The organism is Salinivibrio sp. PR6, from assembly GCF_001995955.1.
Classification (GTDB): Bacteria; Pseudomonadota; Gammaproteobacteria; order Enterobacterales; family Vibrionaceae; genus Salinivibrio; species Salinivibrio siamensis.
In genome coordinates this window covers 242,488-263,522 of the sequence record NZ_MUFA01000001.1, presented here as the reverse complement: position 1 = coordinate 263,522, position 21,035 = coordinate 242,488, and the positions used below count along the sequence as shown (strand labels likewise).

Annotated in this window: 17 protein-coding genes and 1 pseudogene; 17 read left to right on the top strand and 1 reads right to left on the bottom strand. The window is 50.4% G+C overall.

What is annotated here, in order from left to right:
* The first annotated feature begins 6 nt into the window (after positions 1-6).
* The 8 genes from flgE (at position 7) to flgL (ending at position 9,195) form a co-directional block, all read left to right on the top strand.
* The gene (gene flgE, locus BZG72_RS01210) at positions 7-1,320 is read left to right on the top strand and encodes a flagellar hook protein FlgE (protein WP_046074965.1); all 1,314 of its coding nucleotides are present in this window, start codon (positions 7-9) and stop codon (positions 1,318-1,320) included.
* A gap of 174 nt (positions 1,321-1,494) precedes the next feature.
* Positions 1,495-2,244: a flagellar basal-body rod protein FlgF gene (flgF, locus tag BZG72_RS01205; protein WP_046074964.1), complete on the top strand. Its 750-nt coding sequence runs from the start codon at positions 1,495-1,497 to the stop codon at positions 2,242-2,244.
* A gap of 22 nt (positions 2,245-2,266) precedes the next feature.
* Positions 2,267-3,055, top strand: coding sequence for a flagellar basal-body rod protein FlgG (gene flgG / locus BZG72_RS01200; protein WP_046074963.1), 789 nt, complete (start codon positions 2,267-2,269; stop codon positions 3,053-3,055).
* A 20-nt stretch (positions 3,056-3,075) separates the two neighbouring features.
* Positions 3,076-3,870, top strand: coding sequence for a flagellar basal body L-ring protein FlgH (locus BZG72_RS01195; protein WP_101494468.1), 795 nt, complete (start codon positions 3,076-3,078; stop codon positions 3,868-3,870).
* 58 nt (positions 3,871-3,928) lie between these two features.
* The gene (locus BZG72_RS01190; RefSeq protein ID WP_369795706.1) at positions 3,929-4,984 is read left to right on the top strand and encodes a flagellar basal body P-ring protein FlgI; all 1,056 of its coding nucleotides are present in this window, start codon (positions 3,929-3,931) and stop codon (positions 4,982-4,984) included.
* 8 nt (positions 4,985-4,992) lie between these two features.
* Positions 4,993-5,943, top strand: a complete 951-nt coding sequence (flgJ, locus tag BZG72_RS01185) for a flagellar assembly peptidoglycan hydrolase FlgJ (protein ID WP_077665898.1) — start codon at positions 4,993-4,995, stop codon at positions 5,941-5,943.
* A gap of 169 nt (positions 5,944-6,112) precedes the next feature.
* Positions 6,113-7,990: a flagellar hook-associated protein FlgK gene (gene flgK, locus BZG72_RS01180; RefSeq protein ID WP_046074960.1), complete on the top strand. Its 1,878-nt coding sequence runs from the start codon at positions 6,113-6,115 to the stop codon at positions 7,988-7,990.
* Between the two features lie 11 nt (positions 7,991-8,001).
* Positions 8,002-9,195, top strand: a complete 1,194-nt coding sequence (gene flgL / locus BZG72_RS01175) for a flagellar hook-associated protein FlgL (protein ID WP_046074959.1) — start codon at positions 8,002-8,004, stop codon at positions 9,193-9,195.
* Positions 9,196-9,301: 106 nt separating this feature from the next.
* Here flgL and BZG72_RS01170 read toward each other — a convergent pair whose 3' ends face one another.
* A complete protein-coding gene (locus tag BZG72_RS01170; protein WP_077665897.1) occupies positions 9,302-11,404 on the bottom strand; it encodes a tetratricopeptide repeat protein in 2,103 nt (700 codons plus the stop codon).
* Positions 11,405-11,849: 445 nt separating this feature from the next.
* Between BZG72_RS01170 and BZG72_RS01165 the strand changes: the two genes are divergently transcribed.
* From BZG72_RS01165 to BZG72_RS01125, 9 genes and pseudogenes are all read left to right on the top strand, one after another.
* Positions 11,850-12,992, top strand: coding sequence for a flagellin (locus BZG72_RS01165; protein ID WP_046074957.1), 1,143 nt, complete (start codon positions 11,850-11,852; stop codon positions 12,990-12,992).
* 268 nt (positions 12,993-13,260) lie between these two features.
* Positions 13,261-14,385: a flagellin gene (locus BZG72_RS01160; protein ID WP_077578001.1), complete on the top strand. Its 1,125-nt coding sequence runs from the start codon at positions 13,261-13,263 to the stop codon at positions 14,383-14,385.
* 86 nt (positions 14,386-14,471) lie between these two features.
* Entirely contained in the window at positions 14,472-14,870 is a 399-nt protein-coding gene (locus BZG72_RS01155; RefSeq protein WP_274532472.1) for a flagellar protein FlaG, read from the top strand.
* 18 nt (positions 14,871-14,888) lie between these two features.
* Positions 14,889-16,247 (top strand): flagellar filament capping protein FliD, encoded by a 1,359-nt coding sequence (fliD, locus tag BZG72_RS01150; protein ID WP_046074954.1) that lies wholly within the window; start codon positions 14,889-14,891, stop codon positions 16,245-16,247.
* Positions 16,247-16,552 (top strand): hypothetical protein, encoded by a 306-nt coding sequence (locus BZG72_RS01145; RefSeq protein ID WP_077606536.1) that lies wholly within the window; start codon positions 16,247-16,249, stop codon positions 16,550-16,552. Before fliD ends, BZG72_RS01145 begins: the two co-directional genes overlap by 1 nt.
* Positions 16,553-16,564: 12 nt before the next feature.
* Positions 16,565-16,969, top strand: coding sequence for a flagellar export chaperone FliS (fliS, locus tag BZG72_RS01140; protein WP_046074953.1), 405 nt, complete (start codon positions 16,565-16,567; stop codon positions 16,967-16,969).
* A gap of 163 nt (positions 16,970-17,132) precedes the next feature.
* A complete protein-coding gene (locus BZG72_RS01135) occupies positions 17,133-18,617 on the top strand; it encodes a sigma-54 dependent transcriptional regulator (protein ID WP_046074952.1) in 1,485 nt (494 codons plus the stop codon).
* 138 nt (positions 18,618-18,755) lie between these two features.
* On the top strand, positions 18,756-19,805 hold the full coding sequence (locus BZG72_RS01130; protein WP_046074951.1) for a sensor histidine kinase: 1,050 nt from the start codon (positions 18,756-18,758) through the stop codon (positions 19,803-19,805).
* Positions 19,802-20,959, top strand: a pseudogene (locus tag BZG72_RS01125) (sigma-54-dependent transcriptional regulator); the annotation flags it as partial. The gene BZG72_RS01130 and the pseudogene BZG72_RS01125, both read left to right, overlap by 4 nt.
* Positions 20,960-21,035 lie beyond the last annotated feature (76 nt).

Sequence of the window (21,035 nt, the reverse complement as noted above, 5' to 3'; positions counted from 1 at the left end):
AAAGCAATGGGTTTTAATATTGCGTTAAGTGGCCTTGGTGCGGCCCAGAAAGACATGAACACCACCAGTAACAACATCTCGAATGCCAATACGTATGGCTTTAAGGAGTCACGTGCTGAGTTTGGTGATGTCTACTCAACCTCCATCTTCTCTAATTCGAAGACCACGAACGGGACCGGTGTACAAACGTCGACCGTGGCACAGCAGTTCCACGAAGGCTCGAGTATCTACACCAACAACCCGCTTGATTTGCGGATTAGCGGTAATGGTTTTTTCGGCGTGTCAAATGACAAGCTGCAAAACAACGATTACCACTTAACGCGCAACGGTGCCTTCCACCTTGATAAAAATAACGACATTATCAACTCTGAAGGCCAGTATCTGCTCGGTTATAATGTCGACCCTGATACTCAGCAGGTTTCGTCGTATGAGCCGCAGTCGCTCAACGTCCCGGATCAGTTTGGCCAGCCTCGTGCGTCACAAAATGTTGATATTGGCTTGAACTTGCCTGCTGGCGGGGAAGAGAAAGATCCCGCGCAGTTCAATTTTGAAGATCCAGAAACTTACAATAAGCAAACCTCTGCCACAGTCTATGACTCCCTCGGTCAGCCATATAAGTTGTCGACGTACTATGTAAAAGGCAACGATCCGGCGAACCCGAACAGCTGGTCAGTGTACTACACCATGACAGATCCTGAAGGCGAGAAGCCGGTGAATATCCAAGGGGGTAATTCAACCAATGCCGCTGGACAGGTTGGCCACACCATCGACTTTAACTCTGATGGTTCAGTGAACAATATCAATGGTGGTAACCCGATCGTGACCGATGCCCTAGGGCCTGCGGGGGCAGGATTGGAAATGAACGGCGCGAATGGTGATCAGCAGCTTACGCTCAACTTCGATAATCCGACCCAGTATGCGGCACCGTTTGAGATGCGAAAATTCACCGATGATGGCGCAACCACGGGGTATCTCACCAAAGTCGACATTGATCCTAAAGGCACTATCATGGCGACATACAGTAACGGTGAAAATGTCGCGCTAGGACGAGTGGCGATGGTGCGTGTTGCCAACCAGCAAGGCTTGGCACAAGTGGGCAATACGCAATGGGATGTGACGCAAGACTCGGGTGATCCCATTTTTGGTGAAGCCATGCAAGGCGCCTTTGGGCAGGTAAAAAGTGGCACGATCGAACAGTCCAATATCGATATGACCCAAGAGTTGGTTGATTTGATCACCGCGCAGCGAAATTTCCAAGCAAACTCGCGTGCCTTGGAAGTGAGCAACCAGATGCAACAAAATATCCTACAGATCCGCTAGCGATGATACGCCTTGCCGCTTAGTCATAGGGCGGCAAGGCTTTTCCATTCTCCCCCTTTTTTCTTTCTTTTTAACCACACCACATCCCTGTTAAAGTTCTGATATTGAACGATTTAAATTACTGGCACGCTCTTTGCTTTCTTCTCTGTAGAACGATTGTGGAGGCAACCAATTATGGATCGCTCGTTATACCTAGCCATGAGTGGCGCAAAGCAAGATATGCAGGCCATGCAACTGCGCGCCAATAACCTGGCCAATGTCAGCACCACAGGCTTTCGAGCAGATTTAGAGCAATCTCGCTCCATGCAGGCCTATGGTGAAGGACTACCCAGCCGTGTGTTTAACATGACTGAGCGACCTGGATATAGCTTTGAACAAGGCTCGACGATCACCACTGGCCGAAACCTCGATGTGGCGGTGCAAGGTGAAGGCTGGATGTCAGTGCTAGACAGCCAAGGGCAAGAAGGCTATACCCGTGCGGGCCATCTCAAAGTGGATCAAACCGGCTTACTCCAAAACAGTAATGGTAACCTCATTGTCGGAGAGAGTGGGGGCCCGATATTTATTCCCCTCCCTGCAGCCAAAATTGAAGTGGGCAAAGACGGCGGTGTCTCTGTACTCCCCCAAGGTGCGCCAGCTGATGCGATGGAAGTGGTGGATAGAATCAAACTGGTTCGCCCAGATAATCAAGATCTCTTTAAAGACAAAGACGGCGTGTTCAAACCCAAAGAGCCCGGCACTGTGTTTCCGGCCGATGCGGGTGTGACGTTGCAAACGGGCGCGTTAGAAGGCAGTAATGTCAACGCTGTGGGTGAAATGACTGGGTTAATCGACTTGCAACGTCATTTTGAAATGCAAGTGAAGTTAATGAAAACCGCGGAAAAAATGGACGAGTCGTCTTCATCGTTATTACGGCTTGGCTAAGGTTTATTAAGAGGAAGTAATTATGCATCCAGCATTATGGGTCAGTAAAACCGGACTTGATGCGCAGCAGACCAATATCTCGACGATTTCGAATAACCTAGCCAACGCATCCACGGTCGGGTTTAAAAAATCACGCGCGGTGTTTGAAGATCTCTTCTACCAGAACATCAACCAACCAGGTGGGCAATCCTCACAGAACACTGAGTTGCCCAGTGGATTGATGCTCGGTGCTGGTTCAAAAGTGGTGGCCACTCAGCGCGTGCACACCAATGGTAATGTGCAAACCACAGACAATGCCCTTGATATGATGATTGAAGGGGATGGCTTTTTCCAAGTATTACTGCCTGATGGCAACATTGGCTATCAGCGTAACGGCCAATTTACCCTGAATGACGAAGGCACGATAGTGACATCAGGTGCGGGCTATACGCTAGAGCCAGAAATTACTGTTCCTGAAGACGCGGTACAAATTACGGTCGGAACGGATGGTGAAGTGTCTGTGCGATTACGTGGTCAACAAGAGAACCAAGTACTCGGGCAAATAACCACGGTTGATTTTATTAACCCAGGTGGGTTGGAGCCTATCGGCCAGAATATTTACCTGCCCACTGGTGCGAGTGGTGATCCTCAAGAGGGGGTGCCTGGACTCGATGGGTTCGGTGAAGTGAAGCAATCGATGCTGGAAACCTCTAACGTGAATGTCACCGAAGAGCTGGTGAATATGATTGAGGCTCAGCGCGTCTACGAAATGAACTCCAAAGTGATCTCGTCGGTCGACCAGATGCTCAGCTACGTCAATCAGCAGCTGTAATAAGGGTTAAGGAGGCAATGATGACGGTGCAACGTATATTAATCCCAGGCCTTTTCCTTGCCACCTTGTTGGGGCTAGGTGGCTGTTCATTGCCGGGGCAACAAGACACAGGCAGTGATCTTGACCAAGCGACCTCGACCACCGACGCGGTCGAAGGGGACACCACACCGGACAGCGAAGGCTTGATTGGCTTATTGCGTCAACGTGAAGACCCCAAAGCGGATGATCCAGCGTGGTCGCCAATCCGGCCGCAACAAGCGCCCGAGCATTACGCCACGGCGACAGGATCCTTATTCAACGTGAATGACCAGCGTGACCTGTACGATGGTTCAAAACCACGTAGTCTGGGTGACATTGTGACCGTGATGCTGGAAGAAAACACCCAAGCGCAAAAAAGTGCCAGTTCTGACTTGGCTAAATCCAATGATCTCAGTATGGATCCCTTATCACTAGGCGGTGAGGAGATCACCATTGGCGAGCGAACACTGTCGTACGAGGTCAGTAACGACAACTCGGTAACCGGCTCCACCTCGGCGGATCAGAGCAACAGCCTGCAAGGCTCTATCTCTGTACAGGTGGTGGATGTACTCGCGAATGGGAATTTGATGGTACGCGGTGAAAAGTGGCTTACCTTGAATTCAGGGGATGAATATATCCGCCTCAGCGGTACAATTCGCCCGGCCGATATTGGCCCTGACAACACCATTGCTTCGACCCGTATTTCCAACGCTAGAATTCAGTATTCAGGGACAGGTGAGCGACAAGATACCCAAGAGCAAGGCTGGTTGGCACGATTCTTTAATGTCACCTTGTAGCCCTACAATGTGTCGGAGAGTTGACGTGAAAAAGTGGTTGTTATCGATAGTCTTGCTGATGGTGGCGATGCCAAGCCTCGCCGCGCGCATCAAAGATGTGGCGGAGGTCGCAGGGGTACGCAGTAACACCCTAACCGGCTATGGCTTGGTGGTGGGGTTACCCGGTACAGGTGAAAGCACGCCCTTTACCGATCAAAGCTTTAAGTCGATGCTGGAAAACTTTGGCATCCAATTGCCGCCAGATATCAATCCTCAATCAGCTAACATTGCCGCCGTTGCCGTCACCGCTGACTTGCCCGCGTTTGCAAAACAAGGTCAAAAACTTGACGTTACCGTGTCGTCGATTGGTTCGGCAGAGAGCTTACGTGGTGGCACCTTGTTACAAACTTTTCTCAAAGGCTTGGATGGTAATGTCTATGCGACCGCACAAGGAAACTTGATTGTGGGCGGTTTTAGCGCCACCGGTGCTGATGGCTCTCAGTTGGTGGGCAACACCCCAACCGTTGGACGGATCACTAATGGCGCGTCCGTTGAGCGGGAAGTTCCTAATCCTTTTGGTCGTGGTGATTACCTGACTTTCAACTTATTCCAATCCGACTTTACTACCGCACAGCGTATGGCGGATGCGGTTAATCGCTTTCTTGGTCCGTCAACCGCATCAGCTATGGATGCAACCTCAGTGAGAGTCAGAGCGCCGCGTGATGTTAGCCAGCGTGTGGCTTTCTTATCAACGGTTGAAAATATTGAGTTTCAGCCGGGTGATGCGGCAGCGAAAATAATCGTTAATTCTCGCACTGGCACGATTGTGGTCGGGCAAAATGTGCGCCTTCGCCCTGCGGCGATCACCCATGGCGGCATGACGGTCTCGATCCAAGAAGACTTCAATGTTGATCAGCCTAATCCATTAGGTGGCGGTGAAGCTGTGGTCACGCCTGATACCGAGATCAATGTTGAGGAAGAGCAAGGGCGGATGTTCCACTTTAAACCTGGCGTGACATTAGACGACTTAGTCCGCGCCGTGAATGGCGTTGGTGCTGCACCCTCCGATCTCATGGCGATTCTGCAAGCGCTGAAACAAGCTGGGGCCATTGATGGCCAATTGATAGTGATATAGGGCAACGCATGAAATCTCCTGTTGATAGTCAATTTGTACACGATATAAGCCAGCTCGACTCACTACGTCGCCAAGCCGTGAAAGGGGAAGAAGGGGATGAGCAAGCGGCGTTGCGTTCAGCCGCCGAGCAGTTCGAGTCCTTATTTACCCAGATGCTGTTCAAGTCAATGCGTGATGCCAATGAGGCGTTTGAGTCTGACTTAATCGACGATCGCACCTCGAAGTTTTATGAGCAGATGGCCGATGAACAAATGGCCAGTGAACTAAGCCGAGAGGGTTCACTGGGCCTCGCCGATATGATTGTTGAACAATTAGGCAAAGCGCAAGGCGACAGCCAGCCAGATATGAATGAAGCGGCTCGCGCGTCGGCGCAATCTTTGCCGTTGGATCAAAACCGTAGTCGAGAGGCAGCAGAAAAAGCGATTGCGGCACTCGATAGTCAGTCTATCGCGCCGCCAGTCGCTAGCACCCCTACGCCCCAACGTTCAGAAGGCTTCGATTCGCCTGACTCCTTTGTGAACACGCTGGCACCGCATGCTCGTCGCGCGGCTCGCGCGTTAGGCACGGATCCGGCGATTATTCTTGCTCAAGCAGCACTAGAAACCGGTTGGGGGAAAAAGGTTATCGCCAATGCCCGCGATAACAGTCATAACTTGTTTAATATAAAAGCGGATCAACGTTGGGGAGGCGATAAAGTCGCCACACAAACCCTGGAAGTGTATGACGGGATCCCGGTCAAAGAAACGGCAAGCTTTCGGTCGTACCCCTCCTATCAAGAGAGTTTTGACGATTTCGTCTCATTTTTGCGTGACAACCCGCGCTATGAGCAAGCTTTATCGCAATCTGCGCAACCTGAACAGTTTATTCGGGCGCTTCATCAAGCCGGATATGCCACCGATCCGGAATATGCCGATAAAGTCATTCGTGTGCTCGACCAAGTGCGTGGCATGATGGACTAAGGCGGCGGCAGGCAAGAGCTTGCCGTTTTTACTTCATCTTGCTTCAATTGTACTCTTGAACTCCTTAATACATTGTTTTAATGAGACAATAACTCAAATTCACTCCTTGGCTCAATTTTTGCTTAACCCCTAGTATCTCGTTTTAATTGCCGGGTTATTTGGAGGCACAATGGGCTTGGACCTGCTTTCCCTTGGGTCGCAAGGCGTACTGACTGCGCAGCGACAGCTGAATACAACAGGTCACAATATCTCTAACGTGAATACGGAGGGATATAGTCGTCAGTCGGTTGAGCAAAAAACCAATGATGTCCAGTTTTGGGGCGGCAATAACTACGGCACCGGTGTCCATGCCGCGGCAATACGCCGCAACTATGACAAGTTTGCGGTCAACGAGTTAAATGTCTCGACGTCAAACCTTTCTCATGCTGCTGCCCGCAATGAGCAGCTTGGGCGGCTTGACGATATGATGGCGCATTCGGCCAAAAAAATACCCGAGAATATGAACGAATTTTATGGGGCGGTCAAAGGGCTGGCAGATAGCCCCAGCGACATGGGCGCTCGTAAAGTCGTGCTCGAGAAAGCGCGTATGGTCGCTTCTGGTATGAACGATGTTTATGGTGTGTTGCAGCAGCAATCAATTGATACGTCCTCGCAAATTGATGCCACCGTCAAACGAATGAATGACATTGGTCAAGAGTTGGTGGATGTGCATAAAGCCATACTGAAAACGCCCGCCGAAGCCAATGACTTGCTAGACCGGCATGACAAGCTGATCCGAGAGCTCTCTGAATATACCCAAGTGAGCGTAAACGCGCGAGAAGATGGGCTATTCAACGTGATTATCGGCAGTGGCCATATGTTGGTGTCTGGCATGAATAGCAGTGAATTGACCACCTTGCCGGGTAAGCCTGACCATCAAGAGCGTCGTTTGGCGTTGGTGGAAGGGAAGACAGTGAAAGCGATTTCTAATCAAGACATCCGCGGCAAACTCGGGGCATTGTTTGAATATCGTGATGATACCTTAGGACAAGCGCGAGACGAATTAGGTCGGATGGCCATTGGCTTCTCTCAATCCCTCAATGACTTACAGAGTCAGGGTTTTGATCTGAATGGGGAAGTGGGAAAGAATATTTTCACTGACTTTAATAATGACCGTATTGCCAGCGCCCGAGTGATCCAAAACGGCGACTCTACCGCTGACTTAAAAGTCTATATCGATGATCTTCAGCAGCTCAAACGGGGCGATTATCAACTGAAATTTGATGGCACCCAATATACCCTGACATCACCGGATGGAAAGCAATCGACGGTGACACCGAGTGGCACCCCGCCTAGTTTTAATGTTGACGGAATGCGAGTGCAAGTGGATGCCGGCTTGGCGGCCAATGAACGCGTATTGATTCGTCCCGCTCGCTCAGCGGCAGGGCAAATGCGTGTGACCATGGAGGATCCGGCAGATATCGCGGCGCAAAGTTATGTCAGTGCAAGTTCGGTGAGCCATGGCGACGGTGATGTGCGAATTCTACAAGCCGGTGGACAAAAAGAGTTTCAAGTGCGGATCTCCCCCGATGGTAGCCAATTTGCGGTGACCGACCCTAAGGGGCAAGTCTTGGTCGCGCCACAGGCCTACCCACCGGGTGGGCCGGTTGATGTCAATGGCACCATCATTGAGGTCAACGATAAAGCGGCACCGGATGATGTGCTGGCTATCAGCCTTATCCCGGCTGATGGTGACAATAGTAATCTTATCCGTATGCAGGAGCTGCAAACGGAAAAACTAATGGATAACGGTCGCTCGACGGTGCTCGATGTCTATGAGGGACTAAGTACCGATCTTGGGGTGCAAAAAGCCTCTTATGAGCGTCTGCAAGATGTGAGTATGGTTGAACACGATGCCGCAGAAAGTCGTGTGGCGGAAGTGTCTGGGGTGAACCTGGATGAAGAAGCGGCCAATATGATGAAGTTTCAGCGCGCGTACATGGCGGCGTCACGGATTATGACCGCCGCTAACGAAACATTTGACTCTCTGCTCAATGCAACGCGATAAGGTAGGACAGTATGATTAGTCGTATTGCCAGCTTTCACAATTACCAGTCGGTCTCCAACGACATTATGCGTCAGAATGTGAAGGTGCAGGATAACCAAGAGCAGATGGCGACGGGGAAACGTGTTATTACATCCGGTGATGATCCGGTGTCGTCTATCTACATTCAAAACTTTCGCCAGCAAGATGAGCAGATTGACCAATTTATTGACTCGATAACGTTAGCGCGAAACCGACAAACTCGCGAAGAAATCGCGATTGATGAGTCCGAACAGCTCATGGACGGCGCGAAACGCAAAGTGATGGCGATGATCAACGGCTCGTTATCGGTGGAAGACCGCACCGCGCATCGGCAAGATTTGCAAGGGATGTTTGATAACTTTATGGACTTGGTGAATACCAAGGATGAGTCAGGCAATTTCTTGTTTTCTGGTACCCAAACCAGTACGCAGCCTTTTTATCGTGATAGCCAAGGCAACGTGCGTTATGCGGGGGATAGTTACTTTCGTACGGCCCAAGTAGCCCCAGCGGTAGAAGTGCCGACGTCTGATCCAGGCGATAAACTGTTTATGGAAATTGATAACCCTTTTGGTGATTATCAGCCTGAATACGATCTTGAAGACGGGTCTTTACTGCTGATGGCGAAAGCGGAAAATACCAATGATGCGGATACCTCTAACTATTCGGTGTCTTTTGACGTTAATGCGAGTGGAGACACCACCTACTCGTTGATGCAAGATGGTACTGAGGTCAGTGCCGGGCTCTATGATCCTCAAAACGGCGTTGAGTGGAACACGCTGAAAATGACTTTCGAGGGTGAGATGAAGCCAGGTGATACCATTAATCTTGAAAGGCAAGACAGTTTTAACGTTTTTGATTCGTTTAAAAATGGTGCCGCGCTGTCTTATGCCGATATTGACGATGCGTCTGCCACAGCAGAACTCCACCAAGTGACCGAACAGTTTGCAGCAGCCTTCAAGCATTTGAACAAGGCTCGTTCAGAAGTGGGAACACGACTGACCACCTTAGATCGGCAAGAAAGTATGCACAAAGACTTCAAGTTGGTACTCAACCGCTCACTGGGCACCATGGAAGACTTGGACTATACCCAGGCGGCCATCGATATGAACGAGGACATGCTCGCGCTGCAAGCGTCCCAACAGGCCTTTGCCAAAACGAAAGATCTCTCGCTGTTTAATTATATCTAACCCAAAGCGTAAGCCTTTGGTGGCCACAAGATGCCGAGGATAAGAGAAAAACGGGGTCGCATCAGCGGCCCCGTTTTGTATCCGTTTAGACTTGCAGTCTCATCCTTTAGGGGCAGAGGTCACTCACCATACGGTGTGCCATGGCATCGAGCAGGGGTTGCTTATCTTTGAGCATGGGCGGATAACTGAACGCGTACTCATGGTTCCCCGGCATCGCGTCAGGGGTTTGCATATCACTGTGCTGATGGCCGGCAAAAAACACATAACATGGGGTGCCAACGGCGACGGTCAGCCTGTGTACCGCTGTCCCTGCGGTAAACACACCAGACAATTGTTTGATTGTGTGCGCCGTCCCCATAAAGTCATTTTTAAGATCCAGTCCCGGCAAGGAGACGATCTCGATCCCCGTTTGTTTCTTAATTTTACTGAGTTCTTTATCACACTCACCATATTGCAAATTGACAAACTGGGCATTGGGGCAAAGCTGGCGCATGGTTTTTATCCAGCCAGCCAATTCATCCGCGACCAAATAGTGAATATTACGGGTGGCGGCGGCGAGGCCACTTCGCCAACACACGCCAAACACGGGCCCGTGTTGATGTAGCTCGGCTAACGGGGCGATCCAAGGCGCATCGGCGGTGACATCTGGGACAATGTAGGTTTGGTGATACAAATGGCGCCCAAAGTGTTGGTAGCACAGGCCCGCCAACGAGCCACCGGCAATCCAACTATCAATATCGGCTAGGACATGCTCTGGCACAAAAATGTCTTTCCCGTCAGTACGAGAAATGGGCACAATTTCCGTGCTGGGGAAAGCTTGGCGTAGTAGGGGCTCTAAGCGGGGATCACAGCCGACATACACTTTCCGAGCGCGTTCAACCACCATGGCAACATTGTGAAAATAAGCCAGTTCATCCCCAACCCCTTGCTCGGGCATGATAAGCACGGCATCGGTTTTTGGCCGAGATAAATCCCAACGGGGTAAGTTGCCGTGATATTTGAGGCGGCGACCGCATTCAATCCCAGCTTCATTGGCTTGGTAGAATTTCTCCCAGGCCATTTGCGTACGATAGACAAACGCCAGGTTAAATCGCAGTGCCTGATCATCCGGCTGCGCCGATAGCAATGCTTCTAGACGATGCTGTGCTTGCTCAATATCGCCCATATACCAATCAAGCTCGCCCAGTTGTGCTTGTAACGTATTGGCTTGCTTATCCTTGACATGATTGAGTGCCTTGAGGTGGATCTGGTAGCAATCGGTTAATTTATCTTGGGTAAATTGATGGTGCTGCTTGAGCAGTTCGAAGGTCGCACGGGCATAGGCATAGTGTAATTCACCGCGCTCAGGTTCATCACGCAAACATTGTTTGGCCAGTTTACTTGCTTCTAGCCAGTTAGCTTCATTGAGATAAACCACCAGGAGTTGACGTAAAAATGCCGTGTCTTGCGTTTGCTTATAGGTCGTTAAACAGCGCTGGCGCGCGCTGGCATACTCCCCCAGTCCGGCTTCTGCGCGGATGAGTAGCAGTTGCCAAACTGGATGAGCCTGTGCTTTTTCACTGCCACGTAGTAGCAATTGTTGTGCTTTGCCGAACGCTTTCTGATCCAATGCTTGTTGCGCCAATGCCATCAGCGCCGGTGGGTAATCCGGCTCCAGCGTGAGTATGGTTTGGTAAAGCTGCTCAGCTTGGTCACTATGCCCATCAGCGACCAAATCAGCCGCCACTGACAAGGTTTTGTTAATTTCATCGGCCAGCCCTTGGTTTTTTAGCTGGTGGAGCTCGTCACGCAAAGCATGCGTTCGACGACTTTCTCCCTGTAGGCCGAGCTTGGCCGTTAACTGCTCACGCAAATTAAGGATGTCTTGGTTCGTCGGAGCGGCGGCAAACAATGTCTCAACAAGTTCCATGGCCGCGTGATTATGCCCTTGTTGCGTCAATAGCTGTGCCTTATCGAACAACAAAGACAGATCGTCAGGGGCATGCTCAAGCGCGTGGTCAAGGTGAGCCATTGCTTGCGTGTGTTGCCCCGCTTCCGCATCCAATACGGCCAGCACTTGCCGCACTTGCACGGTATCGGGTGCGTGGCTCAGTATTTGCTCGAACACTTGCCGCGCGTCGGTTTTCTTCCCTTCTTGGTAAAGACGAATCCCGAGCTGGAAGGCGTCATCTAGCGTCATATTAGTGTGGCCGTCATTGTCTTGCGTCATCGGTTACATCGTCCTGTTATCCGTGAGAGCCTCGCGTATTACCGCAAGAGGCTGGCGAGAATCGATAAGCCAATAATTTAGCAAAAAATATGCCTCGCGTCCGGCTGTTGAGCGAAGTTGGCCGCTAACTTGCAGGCTAACGCTCACATAGACGGCAAAAAGCTAGGCGAGGCATTGCCGCACCTTGCCGCCAAGCACAGAAAAGCGGCAGCGTTTTTTGAATCAATTTTGGCTATCAGGACAACGAAAAGCATTTAACATTATGATTTTTAATGATTTATAAAAGTTGGCACACATATTGTATTTATTCGAACAAGCGGCCAGTTTTTGAACGGGCTGATTTTGAAACTGATTAACAAGCTGTTCCCGCAGCACCGCCAAACACAGTGCAACACGTCGCGGGTAGGCTGTTTCGCAAAGCAAGCGAAAGTCAAAGGAGAGCAAAATGGGTGTAACAGTTAACACCAACGTGTCTGCGATGACTGCGCAGCGTTACCTGAATAAAGCGACCGATGAGTTGAATAATTCAATGGAACGTCTGTCGTCAGGTAGCCGAATTAACAGTGCTAAAGACGACGCGGCGGGTTTGCAGATCTCTAACCGTTTGGTTGCCCAAACACGAGGCCTTGATGTGGCAATGCGAAACGCCAATGATGGTATTTCTATTGCGCAGACTGCCGAAGGGGCAATGCAGGAATCGACCAACATTTTGCAGCGTATGCGGGATCTTTCCCTCCAGTCTGCAAACGGTGCCAATGGTAAATCTGAGCGTGTCGCTATCCAAGAAGAGGTAGAAGCACTGAAAGATGAGCTTAACCGGATTGCTGAAACCACGGCGTTTGGTGGCCGTCGATTGCTTAATGGCTCGTTTGGTGAAGCCTCGTTCCAAATTGGTGCGGATGCCGGTGAGGCGATCATCATGGGACTATCGAGTATTCGCGCTGATGATTTCCGCATGGGTGGGGTCGAGTTCACGGGTACTCAGCCAAAATCGGCAGGGTGGGAAGTCGATCCTGCGGCGGCAACGTTGCAGCTGCAGTTTACTACTAAAGATGGCCAAAACGTGAGCATGGCCATCGCCGCGAAAGCGGGTGATGATGTCGAGGAGCTGGCCAGTTACATTAATGGTCAGTCTGGCGAAATGTTAACCGCCTCAGTCGATGAAGAGGGTCAACTACAAGTCTTTATCGAAGAGCACAAAGTTGAAGGTGCGGTGACCTTTGGTGGCGGACTGGCGACCTCGTTGGGGATGGTGTCTGGCAATGGTGATTTGGTCACCGCCGCCGACCTCGATGTGTCGGATGTTGGTGGCGCGCAAATGGCCGTTGGGGTGATTGATTCGGCTATGCGCTATATTGACAGCCAACGTGCGGACTTGGGTGCCAAGCAAAACCGACTCAGCCACACCATTAGCAACTTGTCGAATATTCAGGAAAACGTGGCGGCATCGAATAGCCGGATCCGCGATACCGACTTTGCCCGAGAGACCACGGCAATGACCAAAGGGCAGATCTTGCAGCAGGCGGGCACCTCCATGTTGGCGCAAGCGAAACAGATGCCACAAGCGGCACTGAACCTTCTGCAATAATTCTCTTTATATCAACACACTAAAAGCGGCAATGGGTTGCCGCTTTTTTTTGTGCCATTTTTTCGCAAAATCTTGCTAAAGATATTTCTCCTTTGGGCGTTAACCTTCATAGCGCCTTACGGCAGTGGTGTAAATGCACCGCCAAGCACCGACAAAAAAAGCTAAAGCTTTCTCAACGTGCGCCGCTAAATGGGTTGTGAACAATTTTGATACTGGTTTTCCCTGGTCAGCTGGGCGAAGCCGGACCTAGAACCAAAGGAGAATAGTTATGGCTATTACTGTTAACACTAACGTCCCTGCGATGACTGCTCAGCGTTATTTGAATAACTCAACGGATGCGCTGAACAACTCGATGGAGCGTTTGTCATCCGGTTCTCGCATTAACAGTGCTAAAGACGACGCGGCAGGCCTTCAGATTTCTAACCGTTTGATGGCACAAAGCAGTGGTTTGGGCGTGGCTGTACGAAATGCGAATGACGGCATCTCAATGGCGCAAACCGCTGAAGGTGCGATGGAAGAGTCAAGCAACATCTTGCAACGTATGCGTGACTTGTCACTGCAATCAGCTAACGGTGCGAACGGTGACTCTGAACGTGCTGCAATCCAAGAAGAGGTTGTTGCGCTGAAAGACGAACTGAACCGTATCGCAGAAACCACCTCGTTTGGTGGGGCGAAACTGCTTAACGGTACCTTCGGTACGCGCTCTTTCCAAGTGGGTGCAGACGCCGGTGAAGCTGTGATGATGGAGTTTAAAAACATCCGTGCAGACCACAGTGAAATGGGTGGGGCAAGCTTTACGGCGGCTAACGCAAAATCAGCAGGTTGGACGGCGACTGCCGGTGCCACCATGGCAATCAATATCACTAACGCTGACGGCACGTCTACGTCTATCAACGTGACGGCCAAAGGCGGAGATGATATTGAAGAGATCGCTACTTACATCAATGGTCAATCTCAAGACAAGCTGAGCGCGTCTGTGACTGAAGATGGCGAGCTGCAAATCGTAACCGGTGCTGGATCAGATGCTACCTTCACCGGCGCCTTGGCAACATCGCTAGCCATGGGTACCAAAGTAGATGAAACCATTAAAGATGTTGATGTTTCGTCTATGGGTGGTGCGCAAAAAGCCGTGGGTATGATTGATAATGCAATGCAGTTTATCGACTCTCACCGTGCGGAATTGGGTGCGAAGCAAAACCGCTTGAGCCACACCATTGCCAACTTGGATAACGTTAATGAAAACGTCTCGGCCTCTAACAGCCGTATCCGTGATGTTGACTTTGCCAAAGAAACAACCAACTTGACCAAGTCACAAATCTTGCAGCAATCTGGTACCTCTATTTTGGCGCAAGCCAAGCAGGCACCACAAGCCGCACTGAGCTTGCTCGGTTAAACCATTCACGAGTGGCGGCCTAATCGCCGCCGCTACGTTTTGGGAGGTGAATAGCGATGGACATTTCATCCGTTACAAATTCATCCCTGCCGCACTCAGCTCATTCTGATGGCACAAAGGTTGCTAGAGATGTAAGAGTTGGAAAAGTACGCCCAGATCCGGTCAGCCAGCACCAGCAGGCAGAGCGTCGTGAGGCGAGAGAGTCAATGCAACAACGCCGTGTAGAGCAGTCACAGCGCATTGAGGAAAATCGCCAGCTACAACGCAAACAACTGGAGAAGTTGGTAGAGCGGCTCGATGAGTTTATGTCCGACTTTAACAAGGGGCTCGCATTCCGTTTGGATGAAGACACAGGACGCAGTGTGATCACCGTTTATGAAATGAACAGTGGTGACATCATCCGTCAGATCCCAGAGCAGGAAATGTTAGAGCTTGCTAAGCAATTGTCGCAACACGCGCGAGGGCTTGTCACAGAAAAGGTATAACGAGGTGAGAGAGTCGTTATGAGTGTTAAGGCAGCAGGCATGGGCGGTGGCATGGATATCAACTCCATGGTCACTAAAATCGTGGATGCTGAGCGTGCACCTAAACAAGAGCGTATCGTCAAACGCATGAATGATGTCGAAACCGACATCAGTGCGTTTGGCCGCTTAAAAGAATCTCTCGATAAACTCAAAACCCAAATGTACGATTTTCGTCGCAATGAAGGTTTTGCGGCGAGAACCACATCAGTTAGCAATCCAGACGCACTTGGCGCCAGCGCGACGCCAGATGCCATCCCCGGTCGTTATCAAATCGATGTTCAGCAACTCGCGGGTGCACACAAGCTTGTGTCACCGGGCGTTGATGCTGATGCGTCTTTAGGTAGTGGCAAGCTCACTATTACCATGGGTAATCGCACCAGTGTGATTGATGTTCCCCAAGGCAAAGACAGCTTGGCAGACATCGTGCGTGCGATTAATAGCGATCCGAAAAATCCCGGTGTACAAGCGTCGCTTATCCAAGATGATAGCGGCGCACGCATGGTGTTGAATGGCAATAAAACGGGGGCGGATAATCAGGTGGAAGTCAGTGTTGATGCGCAAGTGGGGAGTGCGCTTCATCAGTTAGGCTTCAAAGCGGGACAAGCTAATAACGGCATGGCACAAATGCAAGCTGCACAAGATGCCAAGATACTAATTGATGGTATCGCGTCAGTCTCCAGTGCCACGAACACCTTTGATAATGCCATCGAAGGCGTATCACTGGAAGTCGCGCAAACCAGTGATAAGCCGTTGGCACTCGCCGTTGAACATGACCGAGAGTCTGTACGTTCGACCATTACGTCGTTCGTCGATAATTACAATGCGTTTTTCCGTGTCTCGCAAGCGGTCAGTAAGTATGACCCTGAGACCCAGCAAGGTGGCCCTTTGGTGGGGGAAAGTGTCATTCGAACGGCAACCAGTCGATTGCGCAATCTTTTCTCGTCACCGATTGAGCAAGCCCCGGAGGGAATGAAAACCCTGAGCGAGCTTGGTGTCACTACCACTATGGACGGTCGTCTAGAAGTCGACAACAAGGTGCTTGATCGGCAACTGCGTCAAAACTTTAACGCATTGGAAGGTTTTTTTGGTGGTAATGATGGTTTTGCGCGTCAGCTTGAACAAGTCGTCGGCGGCTTTACCGGCGCGGGTGGTGCGATCAGTAATCGTGAAAGCACATTGTCAGAGCAAAAACTTCGCCTTCGTGATGATCAACGAGAGTTAGACCGCCGCATGGAAAACTTAGAGTCGCGCACCATGCAGCGCTTTTCTGCGATGGAAGAAGCCACCTCGCAAATGCGTTCACAGTTACAAGCTATGCAAAACATTATGCCGGGTTAATGATGACCCAGGTATCCGAATGGCTCGACGCACTCGAGCAGATTGATGAAGCAATTGCGCAGCAATTGAACATGAGTGACATTGATTCAGAAAAACTGGCTCAGCAATTGCATGACAGACAAGCGTTGCTTGAGCAGATTGCAGCGTCGCCACAAGCGCCGAATCAACAGCAATGGTCTCAGGCGTTAGCAAGAACAGAAACGCTCATTGATGCACTCGAGGGGCAGAAAGCCGATGCTGCCAAGCGCTTGTTACAGCAGCGCAAGGGGAAGCAGTCTGTGCAGCTGTATAAGAAATTTCAATAAGTGAGGAAGACTATGAGAGGCTCACTACAGGCCTACAAGAAGGTCTCGGTTGACAGTCAATTAAGCGCTGCGTCGCCTCATAAGGTTATCCAAATGCTGATGGCCGGCGCGATTGAGCGCTTAATTCAAGGCAAAGCTGCCATGGCACAAGGCGACTTATCCGTCAAAGGTGAGCGGTTAGGTAAAGCGTTAGATATCATTATTAATCTACGTGCATGTCTATCAATGGATGATGGCGGCGATATTGCTGATAACTTAGACGCCATCTATGACTTTATGATTCGTCAGGTGAGTACCGCGAATTTGGAAAACAAACCGGAACCCATCGACGATGTGATTGAGCTGTTAAGAGAGATAAAATCCGCTTGGGACCAGATCCCTTCCGAATACCATAATATGACTCAAGCGACCAGTTAAACTGCCTATCAAACCACTGACATGGCACTGGAGTCACAGGTTTACTGTGTCTCCGGTTGCCTTATGCGCGTTCTCTATTACAATGTCTTGATTAAAATTGAGATTGTTGTTGCTTAAAAGCGACACAATTATAAAAAGTTATCAGGGCAGACGTATCTCACACATGCAAGATTTAGCAAAGATCCTCGTTATCGATGACGATGACCAGTTTCGTCACGATCTCGGCGTGATACTCGACTTTATCGGCGAGCGTTACGCGCTTCACTCGACCACAGATGTCAGTGATGCACTTTGGGAGCAAAACTGGGGCGCATGTTTTCTTGGCCACGTCCGCTCGACACCGTTACTTGAAAAAGTACTTGAGCAGCTTGCTACCTATCATCACGTGCCTGTGATTGCGATTCGACGCCACGATCGTGAGCTTTCAGGGTTACCTAACTATGTGGGTGAACTTGGGCTACCTTTGAACTACCCGCAATTATTCGATGCACTCCATCATTGCCGCGAGTTTGCCGGTAAACAGGCTTTCAGTATTCCACAGTTGTCTGGCGATAATACCGCCTTTCATAATATGGTGGGCAAAAGCGATGCCATCGAACAGGTTCGTCATCTTATTGAACAGGTCGCTTTTACCGAAGCCAGTGTTTTGATCCTCGGTGAATCCGGTACCGGAAAAGAAGTGGTGGCGCGTCATATTCACCATGCCTCATCGCGCGCGTCTGGCCCCTTTGTGCCCGTCAATTGTGGGGCGATTCCAGGAGAGCTGTTAGAAAGCGAACTCTTCGGTCACGAGAAAGGTGCCTTTACGGGCGCGATTTCAGCGCGTAAAGGGCGCTTCGAACTGGCGGAAGGCGGAACGCTGTTTTTGGATGAAATCGGGGACATGCCGATGCCAATGCAAGTCAAATTGTTACGTGTGTTGCAAGAACGCACGTTTGAGCGAGTGGGAGGCAACAAAAGCATTCGCGCCAATGTTCGCGTCGTTGCCGCGACCCACCGTACGCTAGAAACCATGATCAAAGAAGGTGAGTTTCGAGAAGATTTGTATTATCGACTCAATGTCTTTCCTATCGAAATGCCAGCGCTGCGCGAGCGAATTGATGATATTCCGCTATTGATCCATGAGCTCATGTCTCGTCTTGATGTGGAAGGTAATGGTCGGATCCATATTTCACCTCGCGCGATTAATTCGCTGATGGAGCATGAGTGGCCAGGCAATGTGCGCGAGCTGGCTAATCTCATCGAACGTTTGGTTATCTTGTATCCTGGGCAAATGGTCGATGTGAACCATTTGCCAGCTAAATATCGCTACAGTGATATCCCTGAATTCCAGCCTGAGGCCTATTCGGTCGAAGATACTGAAATGGCGGAGCGTGATGCGCTAACGGCGATGTTTCATGAGCCGGACGAACCTGCTTTCGAAGAGGATATGCCAGGCTTTGCAGATAGCCCAGGGCTCACAAGCTTGCCGCCTGAGGGGGTTAACTTGAAAGAAACCCTCGCCGAGGTTGAGATTGATTTGATTAAGCAGGCGTTAGAGGCGCAGTCTGGTGTGGTTGCTAGGGCGGCTGACATGCTGAGTATGCGGCGAACGACACTGGTAGAAAAGATGCGAAAGTACGGATTGAATAAGGAAGAATTAATCTAGAACGACGAGGCGTCAAAAAGCGGAGTCAAAAAAATGACTTCGCTTTTTTGTCTTCAACTGGCTGATAATATTAGTTATTTTTATGGCATAATCTCTGCTTAAGTGAGTAAAACCTTGATCGAAATGTGTGTTGCCTAAATGGAAACCCAATCTTCGCCACTGGGATCAGTGGATCAACAAGTCACTCGGTATAAGCAAGTTCTCGATGTGATGCCAGCAGGCGTTATTTTGCTTGATGCGAATGGCCGTGTCGCTGAAGCCAATCCAGAGGCACATCGCCTTCTTGGGGAACCGCTTACTCAGCAGCGATGGTTTGATGTGATTCAACGCGCATTCTCGCCGCGAGATGATGATGGACACGAAGTCTCTCTCAAAGATGGTCGTCGGGTGAAGCTTGCCATTTCTGCGTCCGATTCAGGGCAACTTATCTTGATCACCGACATGACAGAAACCCGTTTATTGCAGTCGCGCGTCAGTGATCTGCAACGGCTATCGTCGTTGGGGAAAATGGTGGCGTCGCTGGCACACCAAGTGCGTACGCCGCTATCTAGCGCGATTTTATATGCGTCGAATCTTGGCGCGCCTAACCTCAACGATGCGACACGGCAGCGGTTTCAATTCAAACTGTTAGACCGGCTACATGACTTGGAAAAACAAGTGAATGATATGTTGTTGTTTGCGAAGGGTGGCGACAATAAAGTGGTTAAAGTGTTTACCGTTGAGCAGTTGTTTAACGAGTTCGAGCCGATGGTGGATGCGGTGATTCAAGGTCACGATGTTGACTTTGCCATCAACAGTGATGATGAGAGTCTTGCGTTGCTCGGTAACCCCAATGCATTGGCCAGCGCGCTGAGTAACTTGGTCGTCAATGCCGTTCAAGTGGCAGGCAAGGGCTGCCAAGTTGTGGTTGATTCGCGCCAACAAGGCGATAATTTATTGCTGTCTGTTGCGGACAATGGTCCTGGGATTGCGCCTGAACTGCAAGCGAAAGTTTTAGAGCCTTTTTTTACTACACGACAGCAAGGTACAGGTCTTGGCCTCGCCGTTGTGCAAATGGTGTGTCATGCCCATGATGGCAAGCTCACCTTACAATCGGAGCCTGAAAAAGGGGCCTGTTTTACATTGTGTTTGCCGCTCGCCAAGGGTGTAGCGGCAGAGCAGGGTAAGAGCGTAGGAGAAACACAATGAGCCAAACCACAGTGCTAATCGTTGAAGATGATGAAGGTTTGCGCGAGGCGCTGGTCGATACCCTAGCCTTGGCGGGATACCATTGGCGTGAGGCGGACAGTGCAGAGCAAGCCCTAGTGACACTCAAAGCCGAGCCGATTGATATTGTTGTTTCAGATGTACAGATGGCGGGTATGGATGGCTTGGCGCTTTTGCGCTCAATCAAAACACATATGCCGAATTTACCCGTTTTGCTCATGACGGCTTATGCCAACATTGAGGATGCGGTCGCTGCCATGAAAGAGGGGGCGATCGACTATATGGCCAAACCCTTTGCGCCTGAAGTGCTACTTAATATGGTCAGTCGCTACGCCCCGGTTAAAAGTGACGACTCGGATGCCATTGCAGAGGATCCTAAAAGCGTCGCCTTGTTAGCCTTGGCCGATAAGGTTGCCAACACTGATGCCAACGTGATGATCCTTGGACCCTCAGGGTCGGGTAAAGAAGTGATGGCGCGCTATATCCATGACCATTCTACCCGCGCGAGTGCCCCGTTTGTCGCGATTAACTGTGCCGCGATTCCAGAAAACATGCTGGAAGCAACCCTTTTTGGCTATGAAAAAGGGGCGTTTACCGGTGCTGTGCAAGCGTGTCCGGGAAAATTTGAGCAAGCCCAAGGTGGCACTATCTTATTGGATGAAATCAGTGAGATGGATTTGGGGCTACAAGCCAAACTGCTCCGTGTGTTACAAGAGCGAGAGGTGGAACGCCTCGGGGGTCGCAAAAGCATTCAGCTTGACTTGCGCGTGCTTGCTACTAGCAACCGCGATCTAAAAGACTATGTTGCCCAAGGACACTTTCGTGAAGACTTATATTACCGTCTGAATGTGTTTCCCATCACGTGGCCCGCGTTATATGAACGCCCAGGTGACATCATCCCGCTGGCAAACTATTTATTATCACGGCATTGTCAAAAACAAGGTCTCCCTTGCCCAAGCATACAGCCTGACGCTGAGCAAAAGTTGTTGAATTACACCTGGCCGGGCAATGTCAGGGAGCTTGATAACGTGATGCAGCGTGCCTTGATACTGGCAACCCAATCTCATATTCAAGCGACAGATATTTTACTTGAAGGGCAAGACTGGCAAGATGCCTCGAGTTTACAAAGTAAGGTGATGGATAGCCAATCAACCGTTTCGGCGACAACGTCATCCTCAGTACCGAGTCATGATGCGATGGAAGCGCAGTCTA

Excerpts from the sequence above, each read along its gene's own strand:
- flgE (WP_046074965.1), top strand. The coding sequence starts at position 7 with ATGGGTTTTAATATTGCGTTAAGTGGCCTTGGTGCGGCCCAGAAAGAC.
- flgF (WP_046074964.1), top strand. The coding sequence starts at position 1,495 with ATGGATCGCTCGTTATACCTAGCCATGAGTGGCGCAAAGCAAGATATG.
- flgG (WP_046074963.1), top strand. The coding sequence starts at position 2,267 with ATGCATCCAGCATTATGGGTCAGTAAAACCGGACTTGATGCGCAGCAG.
- BZG72_RS01195 (WP_101494468.1), top strand. The coding sequence starts at position 3,076 with ATGACGGTGCAACGTATATTAATCCCAGGCCTTTTCCTTGCCACCTTG.
- BZG72_RS01190 (WP_369795706.1), top strand. The coding sequence starts at position 3,929 with ATGGTGGCGATGCCAAGCCTCGCCGCGCGCATCAAAGATGTGGCGGAG.
- flgJ (WP_077665898.1), top strand. The coding sequence starts at position 4,993 with ATGAAATCTCCTGTTGATAGTCAATTTGTACACGATATAAGCCAGCTC.
- flgK (WP_046074960.1), top strand. The coding sequence starts at position 6,113 with ATGGGCTTGGACCTGCTTTCCCTTGGGTCGCAAGGCGTACTGACTGCG.
- flgL (WP_046074959.1), top strand. The coding sequence starts at position 8,002 with ATGATTAGTCGTATTGCCAGCTTTCACAATTACCAGTCGGTCTCCAAC.
- BZG72_RS01170 (WP_077665897.1), bottom strand. The coding sequence starts at position 11,404 with ATGACGCAAGACAATGACGGCCACACTAATATGACGCTAGATGACGCC.
- BZG72_RS01165 (WP_046074957.1), top strand. The coding sequence starts at position 11,850 with ATGGGTGTAACAGTTAACACCAACGTGTCTGCGATGACTGCGCAGCGT.
- BZG72_RS01160 (WP_077578001.1), top strand. The coding sequence starts at position 13,261 with ATGGCTATTACTGTTAACACTAACGTCCCTGCGATGACTGCTCAGCGT.
- fliD (WP_046074954.1), top strand. The coding sequence starts at position 14,889 with ATGAGTGTTAAGGCAGCAGGCATGGGCGGTGGCATGGATATCAACTCC.
- BZG72_RS01145 (WP_077606536.1), top strand. The coding sequence starts at position 16,247 with ATGATGACCCAGGTATCCGAATGGCTCGACGCACTCGAGCAGATTGAT.
- fliS (WP_046074953.1), top strand. The coding sequence starts at position 16,565 with ATGAGAGGCTCACTACAGGCCTACAAGAAGGTCTCGGTTGACAGTCAA.
- BZG72_RS01135 (WP_046074952.1), top strand. The coding sequence starts at position 17,133 with ATGCAAGATTTAGCAAAGATCCTCGTTATCGATGACGATGACCAGTTT.
- BZG72_RS01130 (WP_046074951.1), top strand. The coding sequence starts at position 18,756 with ATGGAAACCCAATCTTCGCCACTGGGATCAGTGGATCAACAAGTCACT.